Consider the following 25,066-nt stretch of genomic DNA (forward strand, 5'->3'; position numbering starts at 1 on the left):
TGACTATGACTAAATCTGACATTCCGGTGCTGCCGAAATTCTTCGACCGGTATATCAATCTGGCCGGCAATGACTGGCTACTGCTTGATGCCCTTACGCAAGGCGCTTCTTTCGGAGACCTCATCCCGGCCGAAACACTCGAACAACTCGGCGACCTCCAGTACGCGCCCGGTAAGTGGACGGTAAAAGATATTCTGCAACACATCATCGATACGGAGCGGATCATGAGCTATCGGGCGTTGCGTTTATCCCGGAATGACCAGACGCCCCTACCCAGTTTTGACCATGATCAATTCAGCGAATTTGCGAATGCCTCCCATCGTACTATTCCTGACCTGTACGACGAGTATGCTGTGGTTAGAAAAGCCAGCATAGCCTTGTTCAGCAGTTTCAGTGAGGAGATGCTTCTGCGAAGCGGGACCTGTTCGGATCAGCGAATTTCAGTATTGGCCCTGGGGTTCGTGCTGGTTGGTCATGTTACCCATCACGTCAACGTGATCAATGAACGCTATCTCCCTCTCCTCGCTTAATCAACACCCCATGAAAGTATCATTTTTAGTCCTTCTTGCCTTTACGGCTCAGGTGGTTTGTGCCCAGCCAAAAACAAAGGTTACCGCTACCGACCTGACCCGCATCAAGCAGGTAGGCGGCATCGAACTGGCACCCGATGGGCAGCGGGCTATATACACGCTCGCCACCATCGAGCCCAATCCCGATCAGAAAGAAGAGTACGAGTACAAAACGCACATCTACCTGACCAGCCTCAAACCCGGCGATGGCAAAGCCCTGACTCGGGGTGTCGAATCGGCCCGGCAGGCAGTCTGGTCGCCGGATGGGCAGCGGATCGCGTTTGTGCGCTCGGTGAAGGGCAAAGGGCAGATTTTCATTATGCCGCTGGATGGTGGTGAAGCCTGGCAATTAACGAATGGCCCGTACGGAGCTTCTTCGCCACTTTGGTCGCCCGATGGCAAGCGAATCGCGTTTACGGCTGGCCTGACGATGACCCAACTGCTGACCGACTCGCTGGTTAATCCCGGCAAGAACGGACCACTCTGGTCCCTCGAAAAGCCGGGCTTTGCCACGAATGATTTCGTTAAAAAAGACAAGAAAGTAAAGCCCAACCCCGACGGATCGCTGGCTGAAATACGGGCTTATCTGGAAAAAGATGTCGAAGACAAAAAAGCAAAAGTCATCAATCGGCTGAATTTCCAGGGTGAATCAACGACAGAACCCGAACTGAATTTCTCCCATGTGTACGTCGTGGACGCGGTGGAAGGCGCAACGCCGAAACCCCTCACCCGCGGCTTCTCTTCCTACCAGGGCGGTAACTGGGTACCCAATGGCCAGGGATTGCTGGTTGTTACGGACCGGGATTCGCTGAAACACCCGGATCGGGAGCAGGACAATGCGATTGTGTATATTCCCGCCGATGGCTCCGGTACGCGGAAAGTTATCCTGTCCGAAGCGGGCAAGAGTTACCGCTCTCCCGAACTATCGCCCGATGGCAAGCAACTGGCGTTTCTGGTCAGCCCATCCGAAGGCGTCAACTTCGCTCAGATTGGGTTGGTAACCTTATCGGGCACCAGTGTCTCGGGTATTGAACTCGTCACCTTCGATCGGGCGGCCAACGGGTTGACCTGGACCACCGCACCTACTTCGGCAAAAGGCAAAAAAGGCACTGCAGGTTACGTCATCTACTTCACCGCTTCGGCCAATGGCGGGTCGCCCCTCTACCGGCTCGATCCTGGTACGCGGCAGGTTACCCAGCTGACGGATTTTACGCAGGGCGTGACCAGTTTCGACGCGAACAGCAACCGGGTTGTGCTGGCTAGAACGGAAGTTGCCAATCCATCCGAACTGTATGTAACGGACGCGTCGGCTAAAAATCAGACGAAGCTGAGCGACCATAATGACTGGGTGGCACAGCGTCAATTGAGTACGCCCGAAAAGCGTACCTATAAAAACTCGCTGGGCCAAACGGTCGATTACTGGATTATGAAACCTGCCTTTTTTGATGCTGCCAAAAATTATCCGCTTCTGCTGAATATGCACGGTGGCCCGACGGCCATGTGGGGACCCGGCGAGCCGTCCATGTGGCACGAGTTTCAGTACATGTGTTCGCAGGGATATGGTGTCGTGTATGCAAACCCCCGTGGGTCGGGCGGATACGGGCTAAATTTCCAGCGGGCAAACATCAAGGACTGGGGAACTGGGCCCGCCGAAGATGTGCTGGCCGCCGTTACGGACGCGGCCAAGGAGAAATGGGTCGATACCAGCCGGCAGGTCATTACGGGTGGTTCCTATGCGGGCTACCTCACCGCCTGGATTGTTGGGCACGACAATCGGTTTAAAGCGGCTTTTGCGCAGCGGGGCGTTTATGATCTGACTACCTTTCTGGGCGAGGGCAATGCCTGGCGGCTTGTCCCCAATTATTTTGCTTATCCCTGGTCGGCCGATGCGAAGGTGCTTGATGCCAATTCGCCATATACCTTTGTTCAGAACATCAAAACGCCGTTGTTGATCAAGCACGGGGAAAATGATCTTCGGACGGGTCCGATTCAAAGCGAGATGATGTACAAAAGCCTTAAGATTCTGGGTCGGCCGGTTGAGTATGTCCGGATGCCCGGTGCCACGCACGAACTGAGCCGGACGGGGAACGTTCGGCAACGGATTGACCGCATTCTGCGCATTTACGAATTTTTTGAGCGATACGTAGGTCCTGATGCTCAAGCCTTAACCCAAAAATAAAATATATAGCGGGCGTATCTGAAAAATTGCCGCAAACTAAAAGAAGCGCTTTGCCGATTCGTGGATTGGGTTACTTTGTTCGTCATTAAATCAGGTAACTCAATCCAATGAATAGACATCACCTCTTACTCACTTTATGCCTGGTCTCAACCGCCACCTTCGGGCAACTTGCCAATAGTAACACACTAAAAGCGCAGATCGACGGCAAGGAATTTACAGCGCAGCCCCGCCGAATCAGAATTGGTAACTTCTGGTGGGTAACTGCCAACACCATTAAGCCTGACAAATCGCTGCGAATATGGCTGAGCGCTTATAACAAAGGGGATATGCTGGAAACCGGTACGTACCTGGTTGTTGATGCCGACAAACCCGATACCAAGGAGAACCGGAAAAAAGTGGAGGATCTGACCAAGTACAAAGGGCTGGCTGCCATAAAATACGTGGAGGAAACGCGGGAACCCCGCATGGAATACCACACGGGGAAGTCGCAGAATGCCGATGAAACCATTGAGGTAAAGATGGGAGCCGATGGGTTTCTCGAAGCCACATTCAGCACTACACTCGTGGGCAACTACTGGAAAGAAAAAGCCTCGGCAACTGTATTTGGCGGTGTGGGTCGACTCGTCAGCAAGCTGGAAGACAAGGCCATCACGAAATCCTCCGGTTACGATTCGGCCATTGATCCGGAAGGAAATGGATACAAAAAGCAGGACAAGCAAGACCAGATCAGCATCACCAACGGTAGCTTTAGGCTGAAAATGAATTAGAAAAGCCCGTAACTATCCCGGCAAGTGCCTCGTTACGTCTTTAACCTGATCTTTTTTGTCGGGCTAAAGACGTATTTTTTTTATACTTGATTTGTATGAGCAACCACAACGAACCCCTCGAAGAAGCACCCAAGTTTCGATACTGGAAAAGTCAGGCGGAGGCCAACGGCCTGAAAATTAATGCCGTAAACGATTTTTACATTCGGCGTCGGCAAAATGGTGAGGTATTGTTTGCCATGCTCGAAATAGACGCCGACACCCCCGAAGGTGATAAAATTCCACCCGCGCTCTTTCTGAAAGGTCACGCGGTTTGTATGCTGGTTTGCCTGATCGAAAAAGAGACACGGCAGAAATTTGTGGTGCTGGTAAAGCAACGGCGTATTGCCGATGGTTCACAAACCTACGAACACCCGGCGGGGATGGTCGATGCCAGTGACGCTGCCGACGAAGTAGCGGCCCGCGAGTTGGAAGAAGAGATCGGCCTGACTGTTGCGGCCGCCGAACTGACCAGGCTAAATTCCCGGGTGTGGCACCCCAGCACCGGCACCAGCGATGAGGGCATGCATTTCTTCTGCATCGAAAAAGAAATGACCCGTGATGAGATTATGGATTTTCACCTCAAAAATATGGGCAATCAATCCGAGCACGAGCGCATTACCAGCGTCGTGGCCACGTTGCCCGAAGCTCATAAGCTGATTACAAACGTCAACGGGCTGCTGCTACATTTCTTGTACCTACAGCACGTGGGCGATTACGAAACAATGAAATTATTATAGGTTACGGTTTTAGCATTCGGTGTACTGATCACAATGATACTTTACTGTCAGCCATTTCGTGCGTAAATTCAACTATTGAATACCCTATTTTATCAACCAAAAACACATGGATGAATTTATGCAGGAGGCCATCAACCAGGCCCAAAAAAGTTTAAGCGAAGGCGGTATTCCCATTGGGTCGGCGCTTATCAAAAACGGCGAACTGGTAGCGTCGGGGCATAACAAGCGCGTGCAGGAGAACAACCCAATTTTGCACGGTGAGATGGATTGCCTGAACAATGCCGGGCGCGTGGGCTCCTTTCGTAACACCGTAATTTATTCCACGCTCATGCCCTGCTATATGTGCGCCGGTACTATTGTGCAGTTCAAAATTCCGAAAGTGATCGTTGGCGAGTCGCGGACGTTTCCGGGTGCCCGCGAATTTATGGAACAGCATGGGGTAGAAGTCATTGATCTTGATCTGCCCGAATGCGTCGATATGATGAATCGGTTCATTGCAGAAAAGCCAGCGCTCTGGCACGAAGATATCGGCGAATTATAACCAAAAACGCTCGTTACCTTCACACAAATAATGCGTCACAGAGCCTGATCGTACCCAATTGATTCGGTGAGGCTTCTGTGGCGTTTTTTCCTTCTGATAGTCTGCTTCGGCTATTTTTCGACTTGCCTGGCTCAGCGCTCGGTATTCTGGCGGGAAAAACCGGGTAACTGGCTCATGAACGTCGGGGTAGGCACGACTTATTACCTGGGCGATTTGACCGAGGCCGGTAATGTAGGGCATTTACGACTTGGGGTAGCCATGAGTGCAGCGGTGGCTTACCGATACTCACCCCATTTGACGTTTCGGGCCGAAGGACAGGTTTACTACATTCGGGGAAGCCAGAAAAACACGCACCTTACCTACAATAACCTGTCGTTTTTCAGTATAAATCCAGACGTTTGGGCTGGTGTGCAATGGGATTTCTGGCCCGAAGACGACCGCAATCATGTTATTATTCCCTACGCATTGGCCGGTTTGGGCTTAACGTACATGACCCCTAAGGCTACCTATGGCGGTCGGGCAGTTAGTTTGGCTCCCTTGCATACCGAAGCAATAGCCTACAACCGTCTGCCAATTATTGTTCGCTACGGGCTGGGTGTACCCGTTGTTATTGGGGAGCGGTTCAAGTGGAACCTGGAGGCTACCTATACACACGTGTTGAGCGATTATCTGGATGACGTAAGTACCGTATATCCCGATCAGAAAAACAGGACTGCCCTTGAGGTTGCCCTGTCGGACCGGCGTCTTGAGCTGGGTCAGTCACTTAATCCGCCGGGTGCGCAGCGGGGCAACAGTACTCGGCGGGATGGTTATTTAATCGTGTCAGCACGGCTTGTTTATATTCTCGCAACACCCTCTCACCAGAATTATCGCCGTACGTTCCATCGTTAGGCTTTTGGGGGCTTTTGCCGTATTTTTGGCGTAAAACCCTCGCTTTGTCGAATGAGTCCAGCTATTTTTATTGATGCCCTTCAAAACGAACTTCAGTCTATTCAATACGGACAGAATCCGCCCGAACTCTACGACCCGATCAAGTACATTATGAGCTTGGGTGGTAAGCGGATGCGCCCCCTGCTGACGTTGATGGGCGCTTACCTGTTTACCGACGACTGGCAAAAGGCCATCCGGCCCGCGCTTGGGGTTGAGGTCTTTCACAATTTCACGCTCATGCACGATGACATCATGGACCAGGCTCCCCTCCGCCGGGGCCAGCTAACGGTGCATGAAAAATGGAACGGCAATGTGGCCATCCTGTCGGGCGATGTTATGCTTGTTAATGCGTACCAGCTTTTGCTCAATGTAGAAGCAACGAAACTGGCGCCCGCCATGGCCCGCTTTAGCCGTACGGCGGCTGAGGTCTGCGAAGGGCAACAACTAGATATGAATTTTGAGACGCGCTGGGACGTTTCGGAAACGGAATACATCGACATGATTCGCCTTAAAACGTCGGTTCTGCTTGGCTATGCGCTTGAGTTGGGTGGACTAATTGGTGGAGCCGATGATGAAACGACCCGGCATTTGTACAATGGTGGTGTAAACATCGGTATTGGGTTTCAGTTAAAAGATGACTTGCTCGATGTATATGGCGATCCGGCTAAATTTGGCAAACAGGTTGGTGGAGACATCATCGCCAACAAAAAAACGTTTCTGCTGATCGAAGCACTGGCGCAGGCCAAAGGAGCCGTTCGGGACGAGTTGACCGACTGGCTAACCCGAACCGAGTTCAGTAAACCCGAAAAGGTACAGGCCGTTACCGCCATTTATGATCAGTTGGGTATCCGGGAGCTGACCGAATCCCGGATCAATGACTACTTCGCCCTTGGATTTGCTAACTTCGACCAGGTTAATGCGGATCCCAATCGCAAAACGATACTAACCCAATTCGCCCGGCAACTGGTTGAACGGGAAAGCTAGGGGAAACAGGTGTATAGTGCATGGTACAGGATGTATCCGCATTCAGAACCATACATCTTATATCATACATAAAATACCATGCCATGAGTGTTACACTTATCATTATAGTTGTTACGGTTATTATCAGTGTAGCCGCCTGGAATAATTACGGCCTGATGGACAGGTGGATTATGAACCCCTATCAGGTAGCCAGCCGCGGGCAGTATTATCGGCTCATAACCTCGGGCTTTTTGCATGCCGACTGGGGGCATCTGTTTTTCAATATGCTCAGTCTGTACTTTTTCGGGGGCTACATTGAACAGGTGTTCGATATGCTTTTCGGTAACAATGCGCCAATTTTCCTGATTGGTTTCTATTTGGTTGCTATTCTGGTGTCCGATATTCCCAGCTTTCTGAAACACCGCAATGATCCGGGCTATAACTCACTGGGAGCCTCGGGGGGGGTATCGGCCATTATTTTTGCCGCTATTCTTTTTCGTCCCCTAACGCCCATCTACTTCTACTTTATTCCGATCGGTATACCCGGGTTCATTTTTGGGGCGTTGTATCTGGCTTATTCATATTACGAATCCAAGAGGGGTGGAAGTCATATCAATCACGATGCCCACTTTTACGGTGCCTTGTTTGGCGTGGTGCTTATGATTTTGATTTACCCAGCCGTTATTCCCAGCTTTATTGAGCAGATAGCCGGATGGCGGTTGTTCTAATGCTGGCGTAAAGAACCATGTTCGAGCTTCTAAACCAACCCTACCCTCTGGATGACTCATCCTTTCGGCAGCTTCGCAAGGCGGCTCTGATCGGCCTGTTCGTGGGTCTGTTTTTACTAATCTTTCAACCGTTCGGCCTGGCTGGTTGGGATACCGACAACAAGGCCGTTAAGATTCTGGGCTTCGGACTGGTTACATTTGTCATAACAGCCATCAACTGCGTTGCTCTGCCGAGATTACTACCTAAGTTATTTAGTGAGAATCGCTGGACTGTTGGCCGAGAAATGGCCCTGATTATGGCCAATATTCTGGCGATTGCGCTGGGAAATCGATTATATATAGCCTGGCTTCTACAGGTAAAAGAAATAAGTTCGGTCAGTTGGGGAGGTATGGTTCTGGCTACCTTTCTTATCGGCTTTTTTCCCGTTGTCGGGTTAGTTTTGGTAAGCTACATCACGCAACTCAAAAAATACCGCGATGCGGCTGCTACCCTGCCCATTCATGAACAGGCGGTGCCCAACGTACCATCGGACGAAGTAACTGCTGCCCCATCCGCGCCATCTACTCAAAAAATGGTAACGCTCGTTGCCGAAAACGAAAAAGATGCGTTGACGATACCGTCGGACGATCTACTCTACATCGAATCCAGCGACAACTACTGTACAATTTTTTACCTCAGAAACGCACAGCCTGTAAAGCCACTTTTGCGCAGTAGCCTCAGCCGGCTGGAAAAACAGATCAACAATCCGCACATCGTTCGTTGCCATCGCTCATTTATTGTCAACCTTGACCGGGTTGAGCGAGTAACGGGCAATGCTCAAGGCTATAAACTTCACTTGTGTGCCGGACAGTTTGTGGTACCCGTAGCCCGTCAGTATAATGAAACCCTTATTGCCGAATTAAAAGCGTTGTAAAACAGCCCACCGTTTGCCCCAATGGCTGATTTTAGCTGCTAAACGTCCCAAACAGTACCATCCGGCCCTTTTGACAGCTATGTTATTGCTTGTTGCCTTAGGTTTGTCTCAACGAAAACAAGCCTGACAACAGCCATGAAAACAATTATTAACGCCCTCCTCATCTTACATATTGCCGTTGGCACGATCGCGCTGTTCATCGGACTGGTGCCTATGTTCTCCAAAAAAGGCAGCGCACTTCATAACCGCACGGGTCTGGTGTACGTGTGGTGTATGATTATCATAGCCATTACGGCTTTATTGCTGTGCGGGCTGCAACCGTTCAAGATGATGCGGGTATTTCTGACGGGCATTGCTGTTTTCAGTTTCTATCTCTGCCTAACGGGCTGGCGGGCCACGAAGCAAAAAATAACGGGTCCTACCCCAGCTGACAAGTTGCTTACTTACCTGACGTTGGTCGTTGGTATGGCCATGATGGGTTTTGGCGCTTACTTGCTGACCAACGGCTTTTCTGCGTTTGCTATCCTGTTCCCTCTCTTTGGCTTTGCCACATTCCGAAACGCCTTGTATGATTTCAGATCATTCGGAAAGAAACCCGAAAAATTACATTGGTTTTATCACCACATCATCCGGATGGGTGGATCATACATTGCTACGTTTACCGCTTTTCTGGTCAACAACGTATACCGGGCCCTTCCAGACAATGCGCCCTCATGGCTTGGCATGCTACCTTGGATTTTACCAGGTCTTATTGGTGGACTAATCATTGGGCGGACGGTGCGGTATTACAAACAGAAGCACAGTGGCTCAAAAGCACTTTCTGTGGCGTAGGTTACTCTTTTAGCAACGCCTGGGCAACGGGCAGTGCCTTCTCAGCCCATTGTTTCATCTGCTTGCCCGAATAATGCAGACCGTCCGATGCGAACTGGCTGTTGTCGCCAGCCGCCGACCGGCTAAGGGGTGTAATATCGACATAGGCGATGCCCGCTTTCTGACACTCCTCCTGAGCAATGGCATTGAATTGATCAATTTCGCGAGACACTCGGGTTTTATCCTCACCAGCCGCGAAGGGTGAAACGCCCCAGTCGGGGATAGAGAGGACAAAAACACGGCTGGCTTTTCCGCCCGCAAACTTGGTCGCGGTTTGGAGTAACTCCCGAAATTCGGTTCGGTACTGATCCTGAGACTGCCCTCTGTACTGGTTATTTACACCAATGAGCAATGAAACCAGACTGTATGTTTTCTGATTTCCACTGGTTTTAATGGCCTGCTGCAATTCGGCGGTTGTCCAACCTGTACGGGCAATAATGTCGGGGTTTCCAACCTCTACGCTGGCCTGCCGCAGCATCCCGGCCAGTTGAACGCTCCAGCGGTCGGTCTCGGAAACCCGTTCCCCAATTGTGTATGAATCGCCGAGCGACAAAAAGCTGTACGCGAACGAAGATGCGTCAGGGTTTACGATCATATCCGGCTCGGTTGAGCGTGACGTGCAGGCTAGTGAAAGTGTCAGAATCGCCACGGCGACCCGGCAGGATTTTATGAGGAGTGCGATTACCATGATTTTTACCAACCCGATGGTCGTTTATTGACAATGAAATAAACGAGAGTAAGGTAAGATCAGATTTTATTGAACCATGGTCAGGCATAAAAAAACACAAAAACCGGTTGGGGCGCCGTGGCAATATAACCTTACTCCTGCTCCAGCAGAAAAGCTTTAATAAAGGGATCAATATCACCATCCAGCACCGCTTCGGTATTGGATGTTTGATAACCCGTTCTGTGGTCTTTTACGCGTCGGTCGTCGAGAACGTAGGATCGAATTTGAGATCCCCACTCGATTTTCTGCTTGCTGGCTTCTACTTCCGCACGGGCTGCGTTCCGTTTCTGAACCTCAATTTCGTAGAGTTTCGATTTCAGAAGCCGAATAGCTACTTCCTTATTTTGTAGCTGGCTACGCTCCTGCTGGCATTCAATGATCAGACCCGATGGCTTGTGTTTCAACCGAACCGCCGTTTCAACCTTGTTCACATTCTGACCACCCGCTCCCCCGGACCGGAATGTATCCCAATCAATATCAGCTGGATTCACTTCAATCTCAATGGTATCGTCGACCAGTGGATAGGCGTACACGGAAGCAAACGATGTATGTCGCCGGGCATTCGAATCGAATGGAGAAATACGCACCAGCCGGTGAACGCCGTTCTCGGATTTCAGAAAGCCATACGCCAACGGACCATCTACTTCAATCGTCGCCGATTTGATACCCGCCGTATCGCCATCCTGGTAATCGACCTGTTTCAGACCGTAGCCATGCTTTTCGGCCCAGCGCATGTACATCCGATAGAGCATATCAGCCCAGTCCTGACTTTCGGTGCCACCCGCGCCGGCATTGATTTCGAGAACCGCACTAAGCTGATCCTCCTCATTACCAAGCATCTTTTTGAGCTCCAGATCTTCGAGCGTCGCAGCCACGTTGCGTCCTTCCTGATCAACTTCTTCCTCGGATACGTCGCCTGCTTCGTAGAATTCAAAAAGCGTTTCGAGATCCCCGAACTGACTATTCAGTTTTTCATAGCTTGTGGTCCAGCCTTTGAGCGTTCGAACCTGCTTCATAACGCCCTCGGCACGGGCCGCGTCGTTCCAGAATTCGGGCTGGAAGGTCTGCTGTTCCAGCTCGGCTAACTGTTCTTTCTTAGTATCGTAGTCAAAGATACCCCCTCAGGGCCTCTACTCTGGCCCTCAAGTCGGTCAACTGGTCGGTTGTCATGAACTTGTCGTACTGGTTAATTTATACAATGACAGAAGGCTTTGTTGTGGACCTTCTATAAACAACAAAGATAGAACAAAACAAGGCGAGGTACAGGTTTACTTCGGGTATCAACTTTTCAGCCTACCTTTGCGTTCTCCTCCTAAGGAGCGTTTATTTTATTCATTCTACAAATTCATTCATTAACTAATGGCTTCACAGTACGATGTAATCGTTGTGGGTAGCGGACCGGGCGGCTATGTAGCTGCTATCCGGGCGTCGCAGTTGGGTATGAAAACAGCCGTTATCGAGCGCGAAAGCCTGGGCGGTATCTGTTTGAACTGGGGCTGTATCCCAACCAAAGCCCTGCTGAAATCGGCGCAGGTTTTTGACTATATAAAGCACTCTGCCGACTACGGTATCACCGTTTCGGGCGAATCGAAGGCCGATTTCGGCGCCGTTATCAAACGGAGTCGGGGTGTTGCCGATAGCATGAGCAAGGGTGTTCAGTTTCTGATGAAAAAGAACAAAATCGACGTTATCAACGGCGTCGGTAAAGTAATACCCGGCAAAAAAGTAGCCGTAACGGCGGCCGATGGCAAGGTTACGGAGTACGAAGCTAAACACATTATCATTGCCACGGGAAGTCGCGCCCGCCAGTTGCCGAGTGTCCCCATTGATGGCAACAAAGTAATTGAATACCGCAAAGCAATGACTCTCGAAAAGCGACCCGATAGCCTGCTGGTGATTGGTTCCGGTGCCATTGGCGTCGAGTTTGCTTACGTATATGCCAGCATGGGCACCAAGGTGACCATCGTTGAATTTTTACCGACTATTGTGCCCATTGAAGATGAAGACATCTCCAAGGAACTGGCAAAACAGTACAAAAAACTGGGCGTCGATATTTTCACCAAGTCGGAAGTAACGAAAGTAGATACCAGCGGTAATGGCTGTAAAGTATTCGTAAAAACACCGGACGGGGAGAAAACCTTCGACGTGGACATTGTTCTGTCGGCAGCCGGTATCGTGGCTAATGTCGAAAACATTGGCCTGGAAGAGCTGGGCATCGCCGTTGATCGAGGTAAAATTGTAACCGACGATTACTATCGTACCAACGTTGAAGGGTACTACGCCATTGGCGACGTAACGAAAGGACAGGCACTGGCACACGTAGCCTCGGCCGAAGCGATCATTTGCATCGAGAAAATTGCCGGTTTACCGCACGTTGAGCCGCTGAACTACAACAACATTCCGGGCTGTACGTATTGCACACCCGAAATTGCGTCGGTGGGCTATACCGAAAAAGCGGCCCGCGAAGCAGGGTACGAACTCAAAGTAGGTAAGTTTCCTTTCTCGGCGTCGGGTAAAGCAAAAGCAGCGGGTGCACCTGAGGGCTTTGTGAAAGTTATCTTTGATGCCAAGTATGGCGAGTTCCTGGGTGCTCACTTTATTGGTGCGAACGTAACCGAGATGATTGCGGAGGTTGTAGCGGCTCGTAAATTAGAAACAACGGGCGAAGAGATCCTGAAAACGGTTCACCCCCACCCAACCATGTCGGAGGCTATTAAAGATGCTACCGAAGCCGCTTACGGCGAAGCGATTCACCTGTAGGTTTCAGCTAGAAAAGAAGACAAAAACGGTCCGCCCCCGATGGAATTTCATCGGGGGCGGACCGTTTTTGTCTAAATCGCAGATGTTTACTTTTTCAGCACGTTCCAGTTAGCCAGCCCAATTTTGGTCAGGAAGTAAAGCAGTGAGGTTCGCAAAACGCCGAGACCGTAAATCGAACTTCGTTTAAAGTTGATGGATGACGCTTCTTCAAAGTATTTGGTGGGGCAGGTGACTTCGCCAATCTCATACCCTTTAAAGAAAATCTGAGCGACCATTTCGTTATCGAAAATGAAGTCATCAGAGTTGTGTGTAAAGTCCAGACTACGCAATACCTCACCCGAAAATGCCCGATAACCCGTATGATATTCAGAGAGTTTCTGGTTCATCAGCAGATTTTGCGTAAATGTCAGGAAGCGGTTGGCAATGTATTTGTACATAGGCATTCCCCCTTTCAATGCGCCTTTGCCGAGAATTCGTGACGCAAAAACGACGGGATACAGGCCATTACCAATGATGGTTATGATAGCAGGCAGCAGCAACGGTGTATACTGGTAATCAGGGTGAAGCATCACAACGATATCAGCACCCAGTTCCATGGCTTTCGCGTAACATGTTTTCTGATTACCGCCATATCCTTTGTTCCTGTCATGCCGGATAACATGACGAATGCCCAATTGCCTGGCTACTTCAACCGTATTATCGGGACTGGCATCATCTACAAGAATAACATCATCTACAAGATCGAAGGGAATTTCCTTATACGTACGCTCCAGTGTTAGAGCTGCCCGATACGCGGGCATTACTACAATAACTTTTTTGCCATTAAACATAGGCCAAAACTAATGGGTTGTTATGAATATGCCAATTATTTACCACAAGAAGCCCACAGCTTCAGTGGATTGGGCGTAGATTTGTAAAATTTTCTCATCTTTCCGAGCGATAGATCATCCATTTTCTATCCGCCGTTTTTGTATGCTTTCCAACGAAACTTTGTTTTTCCTGGCGTTTGCTGCGTTCGTCCTGGTCATCATGGCGTTTGATTTAGGGATATTTTCCAAGCAAAAAAGTCACGTCGTCGAGTTTAAAGAAGCAGCTATCTGGAGTGCCATCTGGGTTGCCTTATCCGTTGCCTTCTACTTTTTTCTGCAACACTTCGGATACCTTGTTCACGGAATAACCAACATGGCCCGGCTCGAAGAAGTACGCAATAAATACGCCGAACATGTTAAGCTCGTTCCGGGCAACTTTGAGGCCAGTCTGGCCAAGTTTCAGGCTAATATGTCTTTGGAGTACATCACCGGGTATTTGGTTGAATACTCGCTATCAGCCGATAATATTTTTGTCTTTATCCTGATATTCAACTCGTTCGGCGTTCGGCAACGGTATTACAAGAAGATTCTTGTCTGGGGAATTCTGGGAGCCATTGTCCTGCGCTTTATTTTCATCTTCCTGGGCTCGGCTCTTATTCAGCGGTTCGAGTGGATCATGTATTTTTTCGGCGCGTTTCTGGTGTATACGGGTATTCAACTTTTTTTCCAGAAAGAAGAGGACGAGCAAATCGATCCATCCACGCATCCGGTGGTGCGGTTTGCCAGCAAATACCTGAACGTATACAACCGCAACGTTTCCGATAATTTCTTCATCCGCCGGAAATCAGACCAAAAGCTGTTCGTAACGCCCCTGTTCCTGATTGTAATCGTTATCTCGTTCACGGATCTTGTCTTCGCGGTTGATTCCATTCCGGCTATTTTCTCGATCACGAAAGATCCGTACATCGTCTTCTTCTCGAACGTTTTTGCCATTATGGGGCTTCGTTCCATGTTCTTTTTCCTGTCCAGTATCATGAGCCAGTTCCGCTTTCTGAAGGTGGGCCTGGCCGTATTGCTCACCTTTATCGGTGCCAAAATGCTGGCGGAGCACTGGCTGGCAGACCACGGATTCAAACCCGTTTATTCGTTGTATATCATCGTCGGTATCCTAACGGTCAGCGTTCTGGCATCCTGGCTGATACCCGAAAAGAAAACAGCGGAGGAATAAGCATTCAAGCGAGCAGCAGCAGCAAAAAGGCCACTGAAGAACCTACTTCGGTGGCCTTTTTGCTGGGTCATGTCTGGTCGTTCGTGCTAGCAGAACATAGTCCGCAGAGACAACGAATACTTTCCGCCCGATAAACGTTACTGTTGCGTAAGACACTTCGCTCATCAGATGACGTTTGCGCACACTGCCATACTCAAAACCTTTCGCCGACGCTTAACGAACCTTAGCAGTCGTAATCGATCTCTGTTATTAACTACCCTGCCCGCCGGTCAATTTCTGGATTTACACGAAACAGACTTTCTACTCAATAAATCGTCTTTCACCATCATTGCGGAGTTGATTGGTCGTAAAGCGTCAGTATCGCTCTGCGAAGTGATCGACCCCCGTCAGGAACGCAGCAATGAAGTCAGTCGTACACTCCGGCGCATTGCCCGAACGGCCCGCTTTATTGAGGAAGAGCGAGGTACAGACGATTTATATGTTGGCTGGCCCTTCGTGAAAGGCAAGTTTCTGGATGAATCAGTTGTTCACGGCCCTCTTCTGTTTTTTCCGGTAAAAATTGAGCAACAGGGAAAATACTGGAAACTGGTCCGGCGGAGTGATGAACTGGCTTTTCTGAATCCGGCCTTCGCTTTGGCGTATCAGCATTTCAATCAGGTAAAACTACCGGATGAACTTATTGAAAAAACAGTCGATGAGTTTGACCGAGATTCCCTTGTTTTTCGGACACAGCTTTATGAATGGCTCAAAGCCAGTCAATTAGATATTAATTTTAATCAGAATTTATTTACCAACGAGCTTCATTTCTTTACTAAACAGTCAGCCAAAGACCTTACTCAACTCGAACGGACAGGAGAATTGAAACTCTATCCGGAGGCTGTACTGGGCATCTTTCCACAGGCCGGTTCGTTTTTAGTGCCGGATTATGACAGGTTGATAGAAAGAAGTGAGCGACCGGCGCTCCGGGAACCAGAAGCGGGGGGCGAAGAGCCATCCGAAAGTGACAATTTCGCTGATTCATTTTCCTCGTTTTCACCGCCAGATAGTTCTTTTCCCCGCACTCTTCACTCCTCGCTTCCCGAAAAGCACATTCATACACCGTTACCCATGGATGCGTCGCAGGAAGCGGCTGTTCGGGCGGTAAGAGCGAGACAATCGCTGGTTGTGCAGGGACCTCCAGGAACAGGTAAGTCCCAGTTAATTGCCAACCTAATGGCCGATGCAGCTGCGTCGGGAAAGCGGGTTCTACTGGTTTGCCAGAAACGGGCCGCTCTTGATGTGGTTCAGGAACGCCTGCAAGGAGTAGGCATGACGCCTTTTTTAGCCCTCATTCACGATTTTCAGCAGGATCGACGGGGGCTATACACCCAGATTGCCGCCCAGATTGACCAGATTGAAGCGTATAAACAGCAAAATAACAGTTTGAACGCCGTATTGCTCGAGCGTAATTTTGACGTCGAAAGCAGCCGGATCGATGAGACCGCTGCGGCCTTACAACTCGTTAAAAATGCCCTGTTCGATACGACTGAGAGCGGTGTATCGGCGAAAGAGTTATATCTGACGGTAGAGCCCATAAGGAGCGATAGACCAACGCTTGTACTGGCAGACGTTTATCAACAGTTTCGTCTGGATCGTGTAGACAACTTCCTCCACCGCCTAACCAGCTTTACGGCTTATCGACAGGCTCTGGGGCAGCAACATATGTGGGCAGACCGGGTCAGTTTTTCGGCTTTTACCAATGCCGATTTACGTAAAGCCAATCAAGCAATTGCCAGCTGGCATCAGCTTCGTCAAATAACTGATGAACAAACCACGGCACTGGTTGACCGCCCTCTTTCACTCGCTGAGCTACAGACCTGGCAGACGCTTGCCTGGGATTTATCCGCGCTGATTGCCCTGCTCGACGTACCCGATGCGTCAATTCTCTGGGAAGTTGTTATTCCGTTGCGCGGTATAAGTACCCATCCAGCCTTAACGACCAATGAATCCCGTCTGGACGAATTGGCTGCCCGTTGGGATGAGGCTCTGGTAGCACCCGGTCCGGAATTATCAGTAGCAACCACCGATCTGCGTGCCTTCCGGGACTTATTAACCGACGCCCTGGCCGCTCGTTCATCCTGGATAAGCTGGAACTGGTGGCAGTTGACAAATGCAGGCAAAACGCAATTACAGGCAGTCGCGGCAGCCAACAAACTGAGCTTGTCCGAGCCAGACTTACAAACACTGGTAACGAGGGTCAATCAGCGAATTCGGTTGGAAGCCATCCGCCATGAAGTAGCTCCTGTCTTTGAGGGTCTACCTCTCTCTACGTCACCGGAAAGCTTGCGGCTCATTCGGAGAGCACGATATTTAGTAGAACGCCTGGCAAAAATCGACTTGATCCATCATTTACCCTTTTCTGCCTGGCAAACGTATATGTCGTTCACGGCTCAGGTGAAAAAAATTACACACTTGGCGAATACCGTCGCTCAGCAACAAACCGAATCCCTTACTTATTTAACAGCGAATCAACTAGCGAAGGTTTGGGCTGATTCCACGTATGCTGCTCAGCTTCGCCAGGTCCTGCAAAACGATTTTGACTTACTTGTCGAGTCCGACCATCTTCAGGAAGAATTTTCTGGTGTAGAAAAGATCGTTGTAGAGCGACTGGCGGATTTTGATACAGCCGTGTGGGTCAATACAGTACGAAACAGTCTTCAAGCTGCCTGGCTGGAACATATTGAGCAAAAGTACCCGGAACTCCGAAGTGTATCATCGCTTAAAATGACTCAGCTGGAACAGGCACTCCAGGAGAGTATTCAGCGTAAACAGGCGCTAAGCCGGGATATTCTGCTCGTAAAACTACGCGAACGCACCTATAGAAATCTAACGTTCAACCGGCTGAACAACGTTGTAAGCTACCGTGATTTACAGCATCAGGTAACCAAAAAGCGGAATGTCTGGCCCGTCAGAAAGCTGATGGAGTCGTTTGCTGATGAAGTATTCAAGCTGGTGCCTTGCTGGCTGGCATCACCCGAGTCGGTTTCCGCGATGTTTCCACTACGGGAAGACTTGTTTGATCTTGTAATTTTTGACGAGGCTTCACAATGTTTTGCCGAGAATGGCGTACCGGCTATGGCCCGGGGTAAACAGGTTGTTATTACAGGCGACAACCAGCAACTGCGCCCCAGTGATTTGTATCGAACCCGTTTAGAGGAAACTGAACCATATGAGGAAGTACCAGCCGCCATTGAGGTCGAATCCCTGCTTGAACTGGCCGCTCAGGAATTACCGCAATTGTCGCTTACGGAACATTACCGTAGCCGATCACTCGATTTGATTACCTTTTCAAACGAGCATTTCTATCAGAACAAACTGTCGCTCCTGCCACATTTTGACGAGATAAATCAGCAGGAACCAGCCATTCGGTACACGAATGTGAAAGGCACCTGGCAACACCAGACGAACCCTGTCGAAGCTGCGGCTGTTATACACCTTCTCGATCAGTTAATGACTGAGTTACCGGGCCGTTCAGTAGGCATTGTGACCTTCAATTTTCCGCAGCAGCAATTGATTCAGGACATGCTGGAAAGTAAGGAGGATGGTTTATTGGCTTTGTCCCCCGAGAGAATGATGGCCTCGCACGTATTCGTCAAAAATATCGAAAACGTACAGGGAGATGAACGCGACATTATCATTTTCTCAATAGGGTACGCGCCTGATGAGTATGGTCGTCTGGCCATGCAATTTGGTAGCTTAAATACAAAAGGGGGTGAAAATCGATTAAACGTAGCCGTTACGCGCGCCAGGGAACGGGTACATGTCATCACGAGTCTATGGCCTGATCAACTCATCATAGCTGACACCGCTAACGAAGGGCCGAAGTTACTGAAGGCTTACTTGACCTATGCCTTGCATGTAGCCCAGAAACGGTTTTGCCCTACACCAGCACCGCAACAGGCGCACCCATCAGGCGTCTTGCTAAGCGACAGACTGGCTACGCAGAATCCCACCTGGCAAGTAGAACTACCCTTCGCCGACTTAACCGTAAAGGCCGTAGATGGTACGTACCAGTCACTCATTTTAACCGATGACGAGGCTTATTATCAACAGACAATCAAGCAGGCTCATGCCTATCTTCCGATGGCGTTACAAGCCCGTGATTGGCCCTTCGGACGTATGTGGAGCCGTGAATTCTGGCGTAAAGAAGGTAACTAAAAAAGCCTGGCTTTCACCAGGCTTTCCTTTATTCTTTCATCATACCGATGAACTGATCGAACAGGTAATGGGAGTCATGCGGGCCAGGCGAGGATTCCGGGTGATACTGCACCGAGAAAGCTGGCTTGTCTTTCCGACGGATCCCTTCAATAGTCTTATCATTCAGGTTGATGTGTGTTAGCTCAACGTTAGCGTGATCCATCACTTCTTCAGCCTGAACCGCGAATCCATGATTTTGCGACGTCACTTCACAATGGCCTGTGATCAGGTTCTTAACTGGATGATTCAAACCACGATGGCCGTTGTGCATTTTGTATGTTGAAATACCACTGGCCAGCGATAAAATCTGGTGGCCAAGGCAAATGCCGAATAGTGGCTTTTCCGTTTCCAGAGCTTCTTTAACAGTCTCAACCGCATAAGGCATAGCTGCTGGGTCACCAGGCCCGTTCGCGATGAAGTAACCGTTCGGTTTCCAGGCAGCTAATTCCGCGTGAGACGTCCGGGCGGGAAATACCTTGCAGAATACACCCCGTTCGTTAAAGTTGCTGAGAATGCTTCGTTTAACACCTAAATCCAGTACAGCTACGCGCAGAGCAGATTCCGGATCGCCCTGTTCGTAAGCTTCCTTAGTAGATACTTCGGAAGAAAGCTCCAGCCCATCCATATCGGGTACTTTGTTCAATTCGGCAAGCAGCACGACCGGATCAAGTATCTCGGAAGAGATAATGCAATTCATGACCCCTTTCGAGCGGATGTAACGAACAAGCTGCCGGGTATCGACACCATGAATGCCAACGATGTTTGCCTTCTCGAAGTAGTCCTGTAACGAACCATCTGCCGTATAGCGGGAATGGATATTCGAGAAAAAATTGCAGACCATGGCCCGAATTTTCACCCCACCCGACTCTTGCTCGGCATTATTCAGGACACCGTAGTTGCCGATATGTGATGTCGTGTTGATGATGACCTGGCCGTAATAAGAGGGATCGGTGTATATCTCCTGGTAACCGGTCATGCCCGTATTGAAGCATATTTCACCTCCAGCGGTACCTATTTTACCGAGAGCCAAACCTCTATAAACGGTCCCGTCTTGTAAAACCAGCAGGGCTTCAGGCTGTTGCGTATGTTTCATGTATGCGTTTTGACTTTTAAGACTAAAAAAAAGGGCTAACCGCCGAACGGTTAACCCATTTCTATATGATGTGTGTGTAAGTCACTTTCTTTTTGATTACCACCAATAAAGCGATTCGGTAACTTTTTCGATCCGACTATCGTCGTCATCCAAAGTTGCTTTCTCGTTTCAGGTAGCCCTTTTTTGAACATTGACTGTAAAATTCCCCCTGTTGAACGTGTTGGCGAAAGGCTTTCCCTTCGTTCAGCTTTACAAAAGTAATCATCTCAGCTTTGCTCTGCAACTTAACACAAACTGACTTATGCCTTAGGCTCAGTCGAGTCATCTTCAGCAGTTGGAGCAGAAGCTGCAGGCGCTTCTTCCGTTGAGGTCGTTTCAGCCACTGGAGTTACTGGCGTTTCGTCTTCAACGACTTCAGCAGAAGGTTCTTCAGTAGCTGCTACTGCGGCTGTTCCAGCAACGGGGGCAGCGTCGTTGGTTGAACGTGCTCCTGTTCCACGACGGCTACGACGGGTTTTTGTCGTCGTTGCGGCTTCTTTCTCCGAAGCCGCGGCTAATAGCAGCTCGTTGAAATCCACCAGTTCGATCAAACAAGTTTCAGCGTTATCACCCAGGCGATTGCCCAACTTGATAATACGCGTGTAACCGCCTGGACGGCTGGCGATCTTATCCGCCACTATTCCAAACAGTTCTTTCATCGTATCCTTATCATTCAGAGCCCGGAATGCTTCACGACGATTCACAAACGTATCGTCTTTAGCCCGTGTCAGGATAGGTTCAACAAACTTGCGGAGTTCTTTCGCCTTAGCAAGCGTGGTTTCAATACGCTTGTGCAGGATGAGCGACGACGCCATATTCTGCAACATCGCTTCGCGGTGCGAATGTGTCCGACTTAGGTGGTTATTTTTTTTACCGTGTCTCATTATAGTAAGTGTGTGGTTTGTAGTTTGTAGTCTGTAGCTACTAACTACAAACTACAAATCACAAACTAGCTTAATCTTCGTCTAATCTGTACTTTGCAACGTCCATTCCGAACGTCAGATTCTTCTCTGCCACAAGTTGCTCAAGTTCCGTCAGCGACTTTTTACCGAAGTTGCGGAACTTCATCATGTCGGAAATTTCTAACCGAACAAGATCACCCAATGTCCGAACGTCAGCTGATTTGAGGCAGTTGTAAGCTCGCACTGACAGATCGAGATCAGCCAGTGATGTCTTCAGAAGTTTCCGCATGTGCAGTACTTCTTCGTCAACTACATTCTCCTCTTCTGGTTTCGCCGTTTCAAACGTCATCGTCTGATCCGAGAATAGCATAAAGTGCTGAATCAGAATATAGGCAGCACCTTTCAACGCTTCTTCAGGGTGAATCGATCCATCCGTCTCAATATCGAGTAGCAACCGTTCATAGTCAGTTTTCTGCTCAACCCGAGTATTCTCGACACTGTATTTCACGTTTTTAATAGGCGTGTAAATAGCGTCGATGGGAATGTGCCCGAAGGATAACTCATTGGCCCGTGGTTCGTCGGCAGGTACATATCCCCGGCCTTTTTCCACGAAAATTTCCATTTCCAGATCCCGTGTATCATCGATGTGGCAGATTTCCAATTCTGGATTCAGCACTTCAAACGATGGCGAGAATTTGGATATATCACCGGCTTTTAAAACCGATTGTTTCTTAATATTGACGGTGATCTTGTTGTCGACCATGTCATTGATCTTCTTAAAACGAACCATTTTCAGGTTCAGAATGATCTCTGTCACGTCTTCAACGACGCCCTCGATTGATGAAAACTCGTGTAGCACACCTGGAAACTTAACGCTCGTGATAGCGTATCCTTCCAAGGATGACAGCAGAATACGCCGTAGCGCATTGCCGATTGTTACACCGTATCCTTTTTCAAGGGGTTTGAATTCAAACACCCCGTGAAAGTCGTCAGCTTTCTCCACTACGACTTTGTCGGGCATTTGGAACGCTAAAATTGACATACGTTTCGTATTTTAAAGCAGTTCTCTGCCTTGGCGTGAAGACTGAAATAGTGTCCACGATCTTCAGAATTCCGATTGTTGCTTTTTCACAGCTTAAGGGCTAAGCCCTCCAAAACAATCTGTTCATGAATCGCAAACTATAGAAAGAAGGCAAAAACTCGAAAGAGCAATTGCCATCCCTGGATTATTTCGAATACAATTCGACGATTGCCTGCTCGTTGAAGTTCTCTGGAATCTGGTCACGCTCTGGGTAGCTGATAAATTTACCAACTAACTCTTGGCCATCCCACTCAACCCAGTTGTACCGCTTGGTATTACGGGCTGATAAGCTAGAGGCAACAGCTTCCAGCGATTTCGACTTCTCACGAACACCGATCAATTGACCTGGCTTAAGCGAATAAGACGGAATGTTGACCACCTCACCATCCACAATAATGTGTTTGTGAGAAACTAACTGACGAGCAGCCCGACGAGATGAAGCGATGCCCATGCGATAAACGGTGTTATCCAGACGGGCTTCACATAGTTTGAGGAGGTTCTCACCCGTAATTCCTTCCCGAACCTGTGCCCGGTGGAATAAGGCGCGGAACTGGCGTTCCAAGATACCGTACGTATATTTTACCTTTTGCTTTTCGAGCAACTGAAGTGCATATTCGGATTGTTTCCGCTTGCGACCCCGACCGTGCATACCCGGTCCGTAGTTCTTTTTCTGAAGCGCTTTGCTCGGACCCATGATGGGCTCACCGAACTTGCGCGAAATCTTGGCCTTAGGGCCTGTGTAACGTGCCATTCTTCAATGAATGAATAAGAGTGAAACATTGGACAGACACAACCAAATGTCGCCTGTCCCTATTCATGCCATCCGTACTATACGCGACGACGTTTTGGGGGCCGACAACCGTTGTGCGGCAGCGGGGTAATATCACGGATTGTCGTTACTTCGATACCCGAGTTTTGAATGGTACGGATCGCCGATTCACGACCTGATCCAGGACCTTTCACAAATACTTCTGCTTTTCGCATACCCAAATCGTGGGCAACGGCAGCACAGTTAGAAGCGGCAGTCTGAGCAGCGTACGGCGTGTTTTTCTTTGAGCCACGGAAGCCCATTTTACCAGCCGATGCCCAGGAAATAACCTGACCGTTCATGTTAGTAATCGAAATGATAATGTTGTTGAACGTAGCCCGGATATGCACCTGACCAACGGGTTCAACAATTACCACCCGCTTTTTCGCTTTGTCTTTGCGTTTTGCTTGAGCCATTGTTTGTAGGTAATCGTCAATGTGTCACCGATTTTCATTACTTGTCAGCTAACGATGTTCATTAACTGACCACAAATGAGCCGTATGACGATGAGCGACCGATTAATTATTTCGTTACTTTCTTTTTGTTAGCAACAGTCTTCCGCTTACCCTTTCGAGTACGAGAGTTATTTTTCGTATGCTGACCACGAACAGGTAATCCTTTACGGTGCCGCAAACCCCGATAGCAACCAATATCCATTAGCCGTTTGATGCTCAACTGCACTTCTGAACGCAATTGACCTTCAACTTTGTACTCGTTCGAGATCGCGTTACGAACGGCGCTCGCTTCATCGTCGGTCCATTCGCTTGCCTTCTTATCTACGCTGATACCAGCATCGGTCAGAATTTTCTTGGCCCGGCTCCGGCCAATGCCGAAAATGTACGTTAGCGCAATTTCGCCACGTTTTTTGTCTGGAATATCAACACCTGCAATACGTGCCATGCTTAGCCTTGTCTTTGTTTATAACGGGGATTCTTTTTGTTGATCACGTACAGTTTCCCTTTCCGACGGATCACGACGCAGTCTTCACTACGTTTCTTGATTGACGCTTTAACTTTCATGATTCTACAGTTTTCGATTTAACATTTACGGCAACGGTGCTAGTCATACACACCGAAAACTGTAAATCATAAACCTTTATTTGTACCGATACACAATCCGCGCCTTGCTCAAATCGTAAGGCGACATTTCCAATTTTACGCGATCCCCTGGCAAAATCTTGATGTAATTCATCCTCATTTTGCCGGAGATGTGAGCAATTACCTCATGCTTGTTGGCCAACTCGACCCGAAACATTGCATTTGATAATGCTTCCAAAATCACACCATCCTGTTCTATAGAATTCTGCTTTGCCATCTGTGCTCTAAGCCGCTGTTAATTCCTGAGTGTCAACCATCAGGCTTGTATTGGCGGTAACTGCTTCTATGTATTCAAAGGTTGTCAGGATTTCAGGCTTTCCCTTCCGTACAGCTACCGTATGCTCGAAGTGAGCGGAAGGCTTCCGATCAACAGTTCGAATTGTCCAGCCATCACGCTCCTGAACAACACCTTTTTTGCCGAAATTGATCATTGGTTCAATAGCCAGAATCATACCTTCACGCAATTTGGGTCCCTGCCCACGTTTACCATAATTAGGAACCTCTGGCGCTTCGTGCAGATCCTGACCAACACCGTGGCCAACTAATTCGCGAACCACGGAATAACCAAATTTCTCCGCATACGTTTGGACGGCATACCCTATATCTCCAACCCGATTTCCTTCTATTGCTTTTTCAAGCCCCAGGTAAAGAGATTCCTTTGTGCGGGTTAGCAGCCGACGAACAGCTGGACTAACTTCTCCGACAGGATAAGTATAGGCGCTGTCACTATGGTACCCGTTCAGTTTGACTCCGCAGTCGATGGAGATAATATCGCCATCCCGAAGTTCATACTTGCTCGGAAATCCATGTACGACGACATCATTGACGGAAATACAGAGTGAAGCTGGAAATTTGTTGTATCCCAAGAATGATGGAACACCGCCATTGTCCTTTATGAACGCTTCTGCAACCTTATCAAGTTCCTTCGTGGCTATTCCAGGACGGATAAGCTTAGCTACTTCAGCATGGGCTTTTCCAAGTACCTGTGCGCTGATTTTTATCAAATTGATTTCATCGTCGCTTCGATAAAAAATCATCTTATCCTTTTT

The 25,066-nt window shown here is 49.0% G+C and carries 25 protein-coding genes; 13 read left to right on the top strand and 12 right to left on the bottom strand.

Annotated elements, in window-relative coordinates:
• Positions 1 to 5 precede the first annotated feature (5 nt).
• The 10 genes from ACYU87_RS13760 (at position 6) to ACYU87_RS13805 (ending at position 9,198) form a co-directional block, all read left to right on the top strand.
• Positions 6 to 530 carry a DinB family protein gene (locus ACYU87_RS13760; RefSeq protein ID WP_461134660.1) on the top strand — a complete coding sequence of 175 codons (525 nt, stop codon included), beginning with the start codon at positions 6 to 8 and terminating at the stop codon, positions 528 to 530.
• 10 nt (positions 531 to 540) lie between these two features.
• Entirely contained in the window at positions 541 to 2,748 is a 2,208-nt protein-coding gene (locus ACYU87_RS13765) for a S9 family peptidase (protein WP_461134661.1), read from the top strand.
• Between the two features lie 107 nt (positions 2,749 to 2,855).
• A complete protein-coding gene (locus tag ACYU87_RS13770; protein WP_461134662.1) occupies positions 2,856 to 3,515 on the top strand; it encodes a hypothetical protein in 660 nt (219 codons plus the stop codon).
• A 95-nt stretch (positions 3,516 to 3,610) separates the two neighbouring features.
• Entirely contained in the window at positions 3,611 to 4,291 is a 681-nt protein-coding gene (locus ACYU87_RS13775) for an NUDIX hydrolase (RefSeq protein WP_461134663.1), read from the top strand.
• 106 nt (positions 4,292 to 4,397) lie between these two features.
• On the top strand, positions 4,398 to 4,832 hold the full coding sequence (locus ACYU87_RS13780) for a nucleoside deaminase (RefSeq protein ID WP_461134664.1): 435 nt from the start codon (positions 4,398 to 4,400) through the stop codon (positions 4,830 to 4,832).
• A gap of 174 nt (positions 4,833 to 5,006) precedes the next feature.
• Positions 5,007 to 5,723, top strand: a complete 717-nt coding sequence (locus tag ACYU87_RS13785) for a hypothetical protein (protein ID WP_461134665.1) — start codon at positions 5,007 to 5,009, stop codon at positions 5,721 to 5,723.
• A gap of 51 nt (positions 5,724 to 5,774) precedes the next feature.
• Entirely contained in the window at positions 5,775 to 6,746 is a 972-nt protein-coding gene (locus ACYU87_RS13790) for a polyprenyl synthetase family protein (RefSeq protein WP_461134666.1), read from the top strand.
• 83 nt (positions 6,747 to 6,829) lie between these two features.
• Entirely contained in the window at positions 6,830 to 7,453 is a 624-nt protein-coding gene (locus tag ACYU87_RS13795) for a rhomboid family intramembrane serine protease (protein ID WP_461134667.1), read from the top strand.
• Between the two features lie 17 nt (positions 7,454 to 7,470).
• A complete protein-coding gene (locus ACYU87_RS13800) occupies positions 7,471 to 8,367 on the top strand; it encodes a LytR/AlgR family response regulator transcription factor (protein ID WP_461134668.1) in 897 nt (298 codons plus the stop codon).
• A 135-nt stretch (positions 8,368 to 8,502) separates the two neighbouring features.
• Complete coding sequence (locus tag ACYU87_RS13805) at positions 8,503 to 9,198, top strand: DUF2306 domain-containing protein (RefSeq protein ID WP_461134669.1); 696 nt, start codon at positions 8,503 to 8,505, stop codon at positions 9,196 to 9,198.
• Between the two features lies 1 nt (position 9,199).
• On the opposite strand, the gene ACYU87_RS13810 is transcribed toward ACYU87_RS13805, so the two are convergent.
• Together ACYU87_RS13810 and prfB are read right to left on the bottom strand one after the other, a co-directional pair.
• Positions 9,200 to 9,832, bottom strand: a complete 633-nt coding sequence (locus ACYU87_RS13810; RefSeq protein WP_461134980.1) for an SGNH/GDSL hydrolase family protein — start codon at positions 9,830 to 9,832, stop codon at positions 9,200 to 9,202.
• A gap of 224 nt (positions 9,833 to 10,056) precedes the next feature.
• A protein-coding gene (gene prfB, locus ACYU87_RS13815) for a peptide chain release factor 2 (RefSeq protein WP_461134670.1) occupies positions 10,057 to 11,134 on the bottom strand; the annotation gives its coding sequence in 2 pieces (ribosomal slippage) (positions 10,057 to 11,073 and positions 11,075 to 11,134; 1,077 coding nt in all).
• A 189-nt stretch (positions 11,135 to 11,323) separates the two neighbouring features.
• Here prfB and lpdA point away from each other — a divergent pair.
• Positions 11,324 to 12,724, top strand: coding sequence for a dihydrolipoyl dehydrogenase (lpdA, locus tag ACYU87_RS13820; RefSeq protein WP_461134671.1), 1,401 nt, complete (start codon positions 11,324 to 11,326; stop codon positions 12,722 to 12,724).
• Between the two features lie 86 nt (positions 12,725 to 12,810).
• Here lpdA and ACYU87_RS13825 read toward each other — a convergent pair whose 3' ends face one another.
• Positions 12,811 to 13,554 (bottom strand): glycosyltransferase family 2 protein, encoded by a 744-nt coding sequence (locus ACYU87_RS13825; protein WP_461134672.1) that lies wholly within the window; start codon positions 13,552 to 13,554, stop codon positions 12,811 to 12,813.
• Positions 13,555 to 13,696: 142 nt separating this feature from the next.
• Between ACYU87_RS13825 and ACYU87_RS13830 the strand changes: the two genes are divergently transcribed.
• Both ACYU87_RS13830 and ACYU87_RS13835 read left to right on the top strand, forming a co-directional pair.
• Entirely contained in the window at positions 13,697 to 14,761 is a 1,065-nt protein-coding gene (locus tag ACYU87_RS13830) for a TerC/Alx family metal homeostasis membrane protein (protein WP_461134673.1), read from the top strand.
• Between the two features lie 168 nt (positions 14,762 to 14,929).
• Positions 14,930 to 18,958 (top strand): AAA domain-containing protein, encoded by a 4,029-nt coding sequence (locus tag ACYU87_RS13835; RefSeq protein WP_461134674.1) that lies wholly within the window; start codon positions 14,930 to 14,932, stop codon positions 18,956 to 18,958.
• Positions 18,959 to 18,986: 28 nt separating this feature from the next.
• Here ACYU87_RS13835 and carA read toward each other — a convergent pair whose 3' ends face one another.
• The 9 genes from carA to map all read right to left on the bottom strand — a co-directional run bounded on the left by carA (position 18,987) and on the right by map (position 25,054).
• Positions 18,987 to 20,090: a glutamine-hydrolyzing carbamoyl-phosphate synthase small subunit gene (gene carA, locus ACYU87_RS13840; protein ID WP_461134675.1), complete on the bottom strand. Its 1,104-nt coding sequence runs from the start codon at positions 20,088 to 20,090 to the stop codon at positions 18,987 to 18,989.
• A gap of 299 nt (positions 20,091 to 20,389) precedes the next feature.
• The gene (rplQ, locus tag ACYU87_RS13845; protein ID WP_461134676.1) at positions 20,390 to 21,013 is read right to left on the bottom strand and encodes a 50S ribosomal protein L17; all 624 of its coding nucleotides are present in this window, start codon (positions 21,011 to 21,013) and stop codon (positions 20,390 to 20,392) included.
• Positions 21,014 to 21,083: 70 nt separating this feature from the next.
• Complete coding sequence (locus ACYU87_RS13850; protein ID WP_461134677.1) at positions 21,084 to 22,073, bottom strand: DNA-directed RNA polymerase subunit alpha; 990 nt, start codon at positions 22,071 to 22,073, stop codon at positions 21,084 to 21,086.
• A 184-nt stretch (positions 22,074 to 22,257) separates the two neighbouring features.
• A complete protein-coding gene (gene rpsD / locus ACYU87_RS13855) occupies positions 22,258 to 22,863 on the bottom strand; it encodes a 30S ribosomal protein S4 (protein WP_461067787.1) in 606 nt (201 codons plus the stop codon).
• Between the two features lie 77 nt (positions 22,864 to 22,940).
• On the bottom strand, positions 22,941 to 23,336 hold the full coding sequence (gene rpsK / locus ACYU87_RS13860; protein ID WP_012930219.1) for a 30S ribosomal protein S11: 396 nt from the start codon (positions 23,334 to 23,336) through the stop codon (positions 22,941 to 22,943).
• A gap of 106 nt (positions 23,337 to 23,442) precedes the next feature.
• Positions 23,443 to 23,820, bottom strand: coding sequence for a 30S ribosomal protein S13 (gene rpsM / locus ACYU87_RS13865; protein WP_046577849.1), 378 nt, complete (start codon positions 23,818 to 23,820; stop codon positions 23,443 to 23,445).
• A gap of 2 nt (positions 23,821 to 23,822) precedes the next feature.
• Positions 23,823 to 23,939 carry a 50S ribosomal protein L36 gene (gene rpmJ, locus ACYU87_RS13870; protein WP_046577847.1) on the bottom strand — a complete coding sequence of 39 codons (117 nt, stop codon included), beginning with the start codon at positions 23,937 to 23,939 and terminating at the stop codon, positions 23,823 to 23,825.
• Positions 23,940 to 24,015: 76 nt separating this feature from the next.
• Positions 24,016 to 24,234 carry a translation initiation factor IF-1 gene (gene infA, locus ACYU87_RS13875; protein WP_009284801.1) on the bottom strand — a complete coding sequence of 73 codons (219 nt, stop codon included), beginning with the start codon at positions 24,232 to 24,234 and terminating at the stop codon, positions 24,016 to 24,018.
• A 7-nt stretch (positions 24,235 to 24,241) separates the two neighbouring features.
• Complete coding sequence (gene map / locus ACYU87_RS13880; protein WP_461134981.1) at positions 24,242 to 25,054, bottom strand: type I methionyl aminopeptidase; 813 nt, start codon at positions 25,052 to 25,054, stop codon at positions 24,242 to 24,244.
• Between the last annotated feature and the right edge of the window lie 12 nt (positions 25,055 to 25,066).

It is taken from the genome of Spirosoma lituiforme (assembly GCF_054776635.1).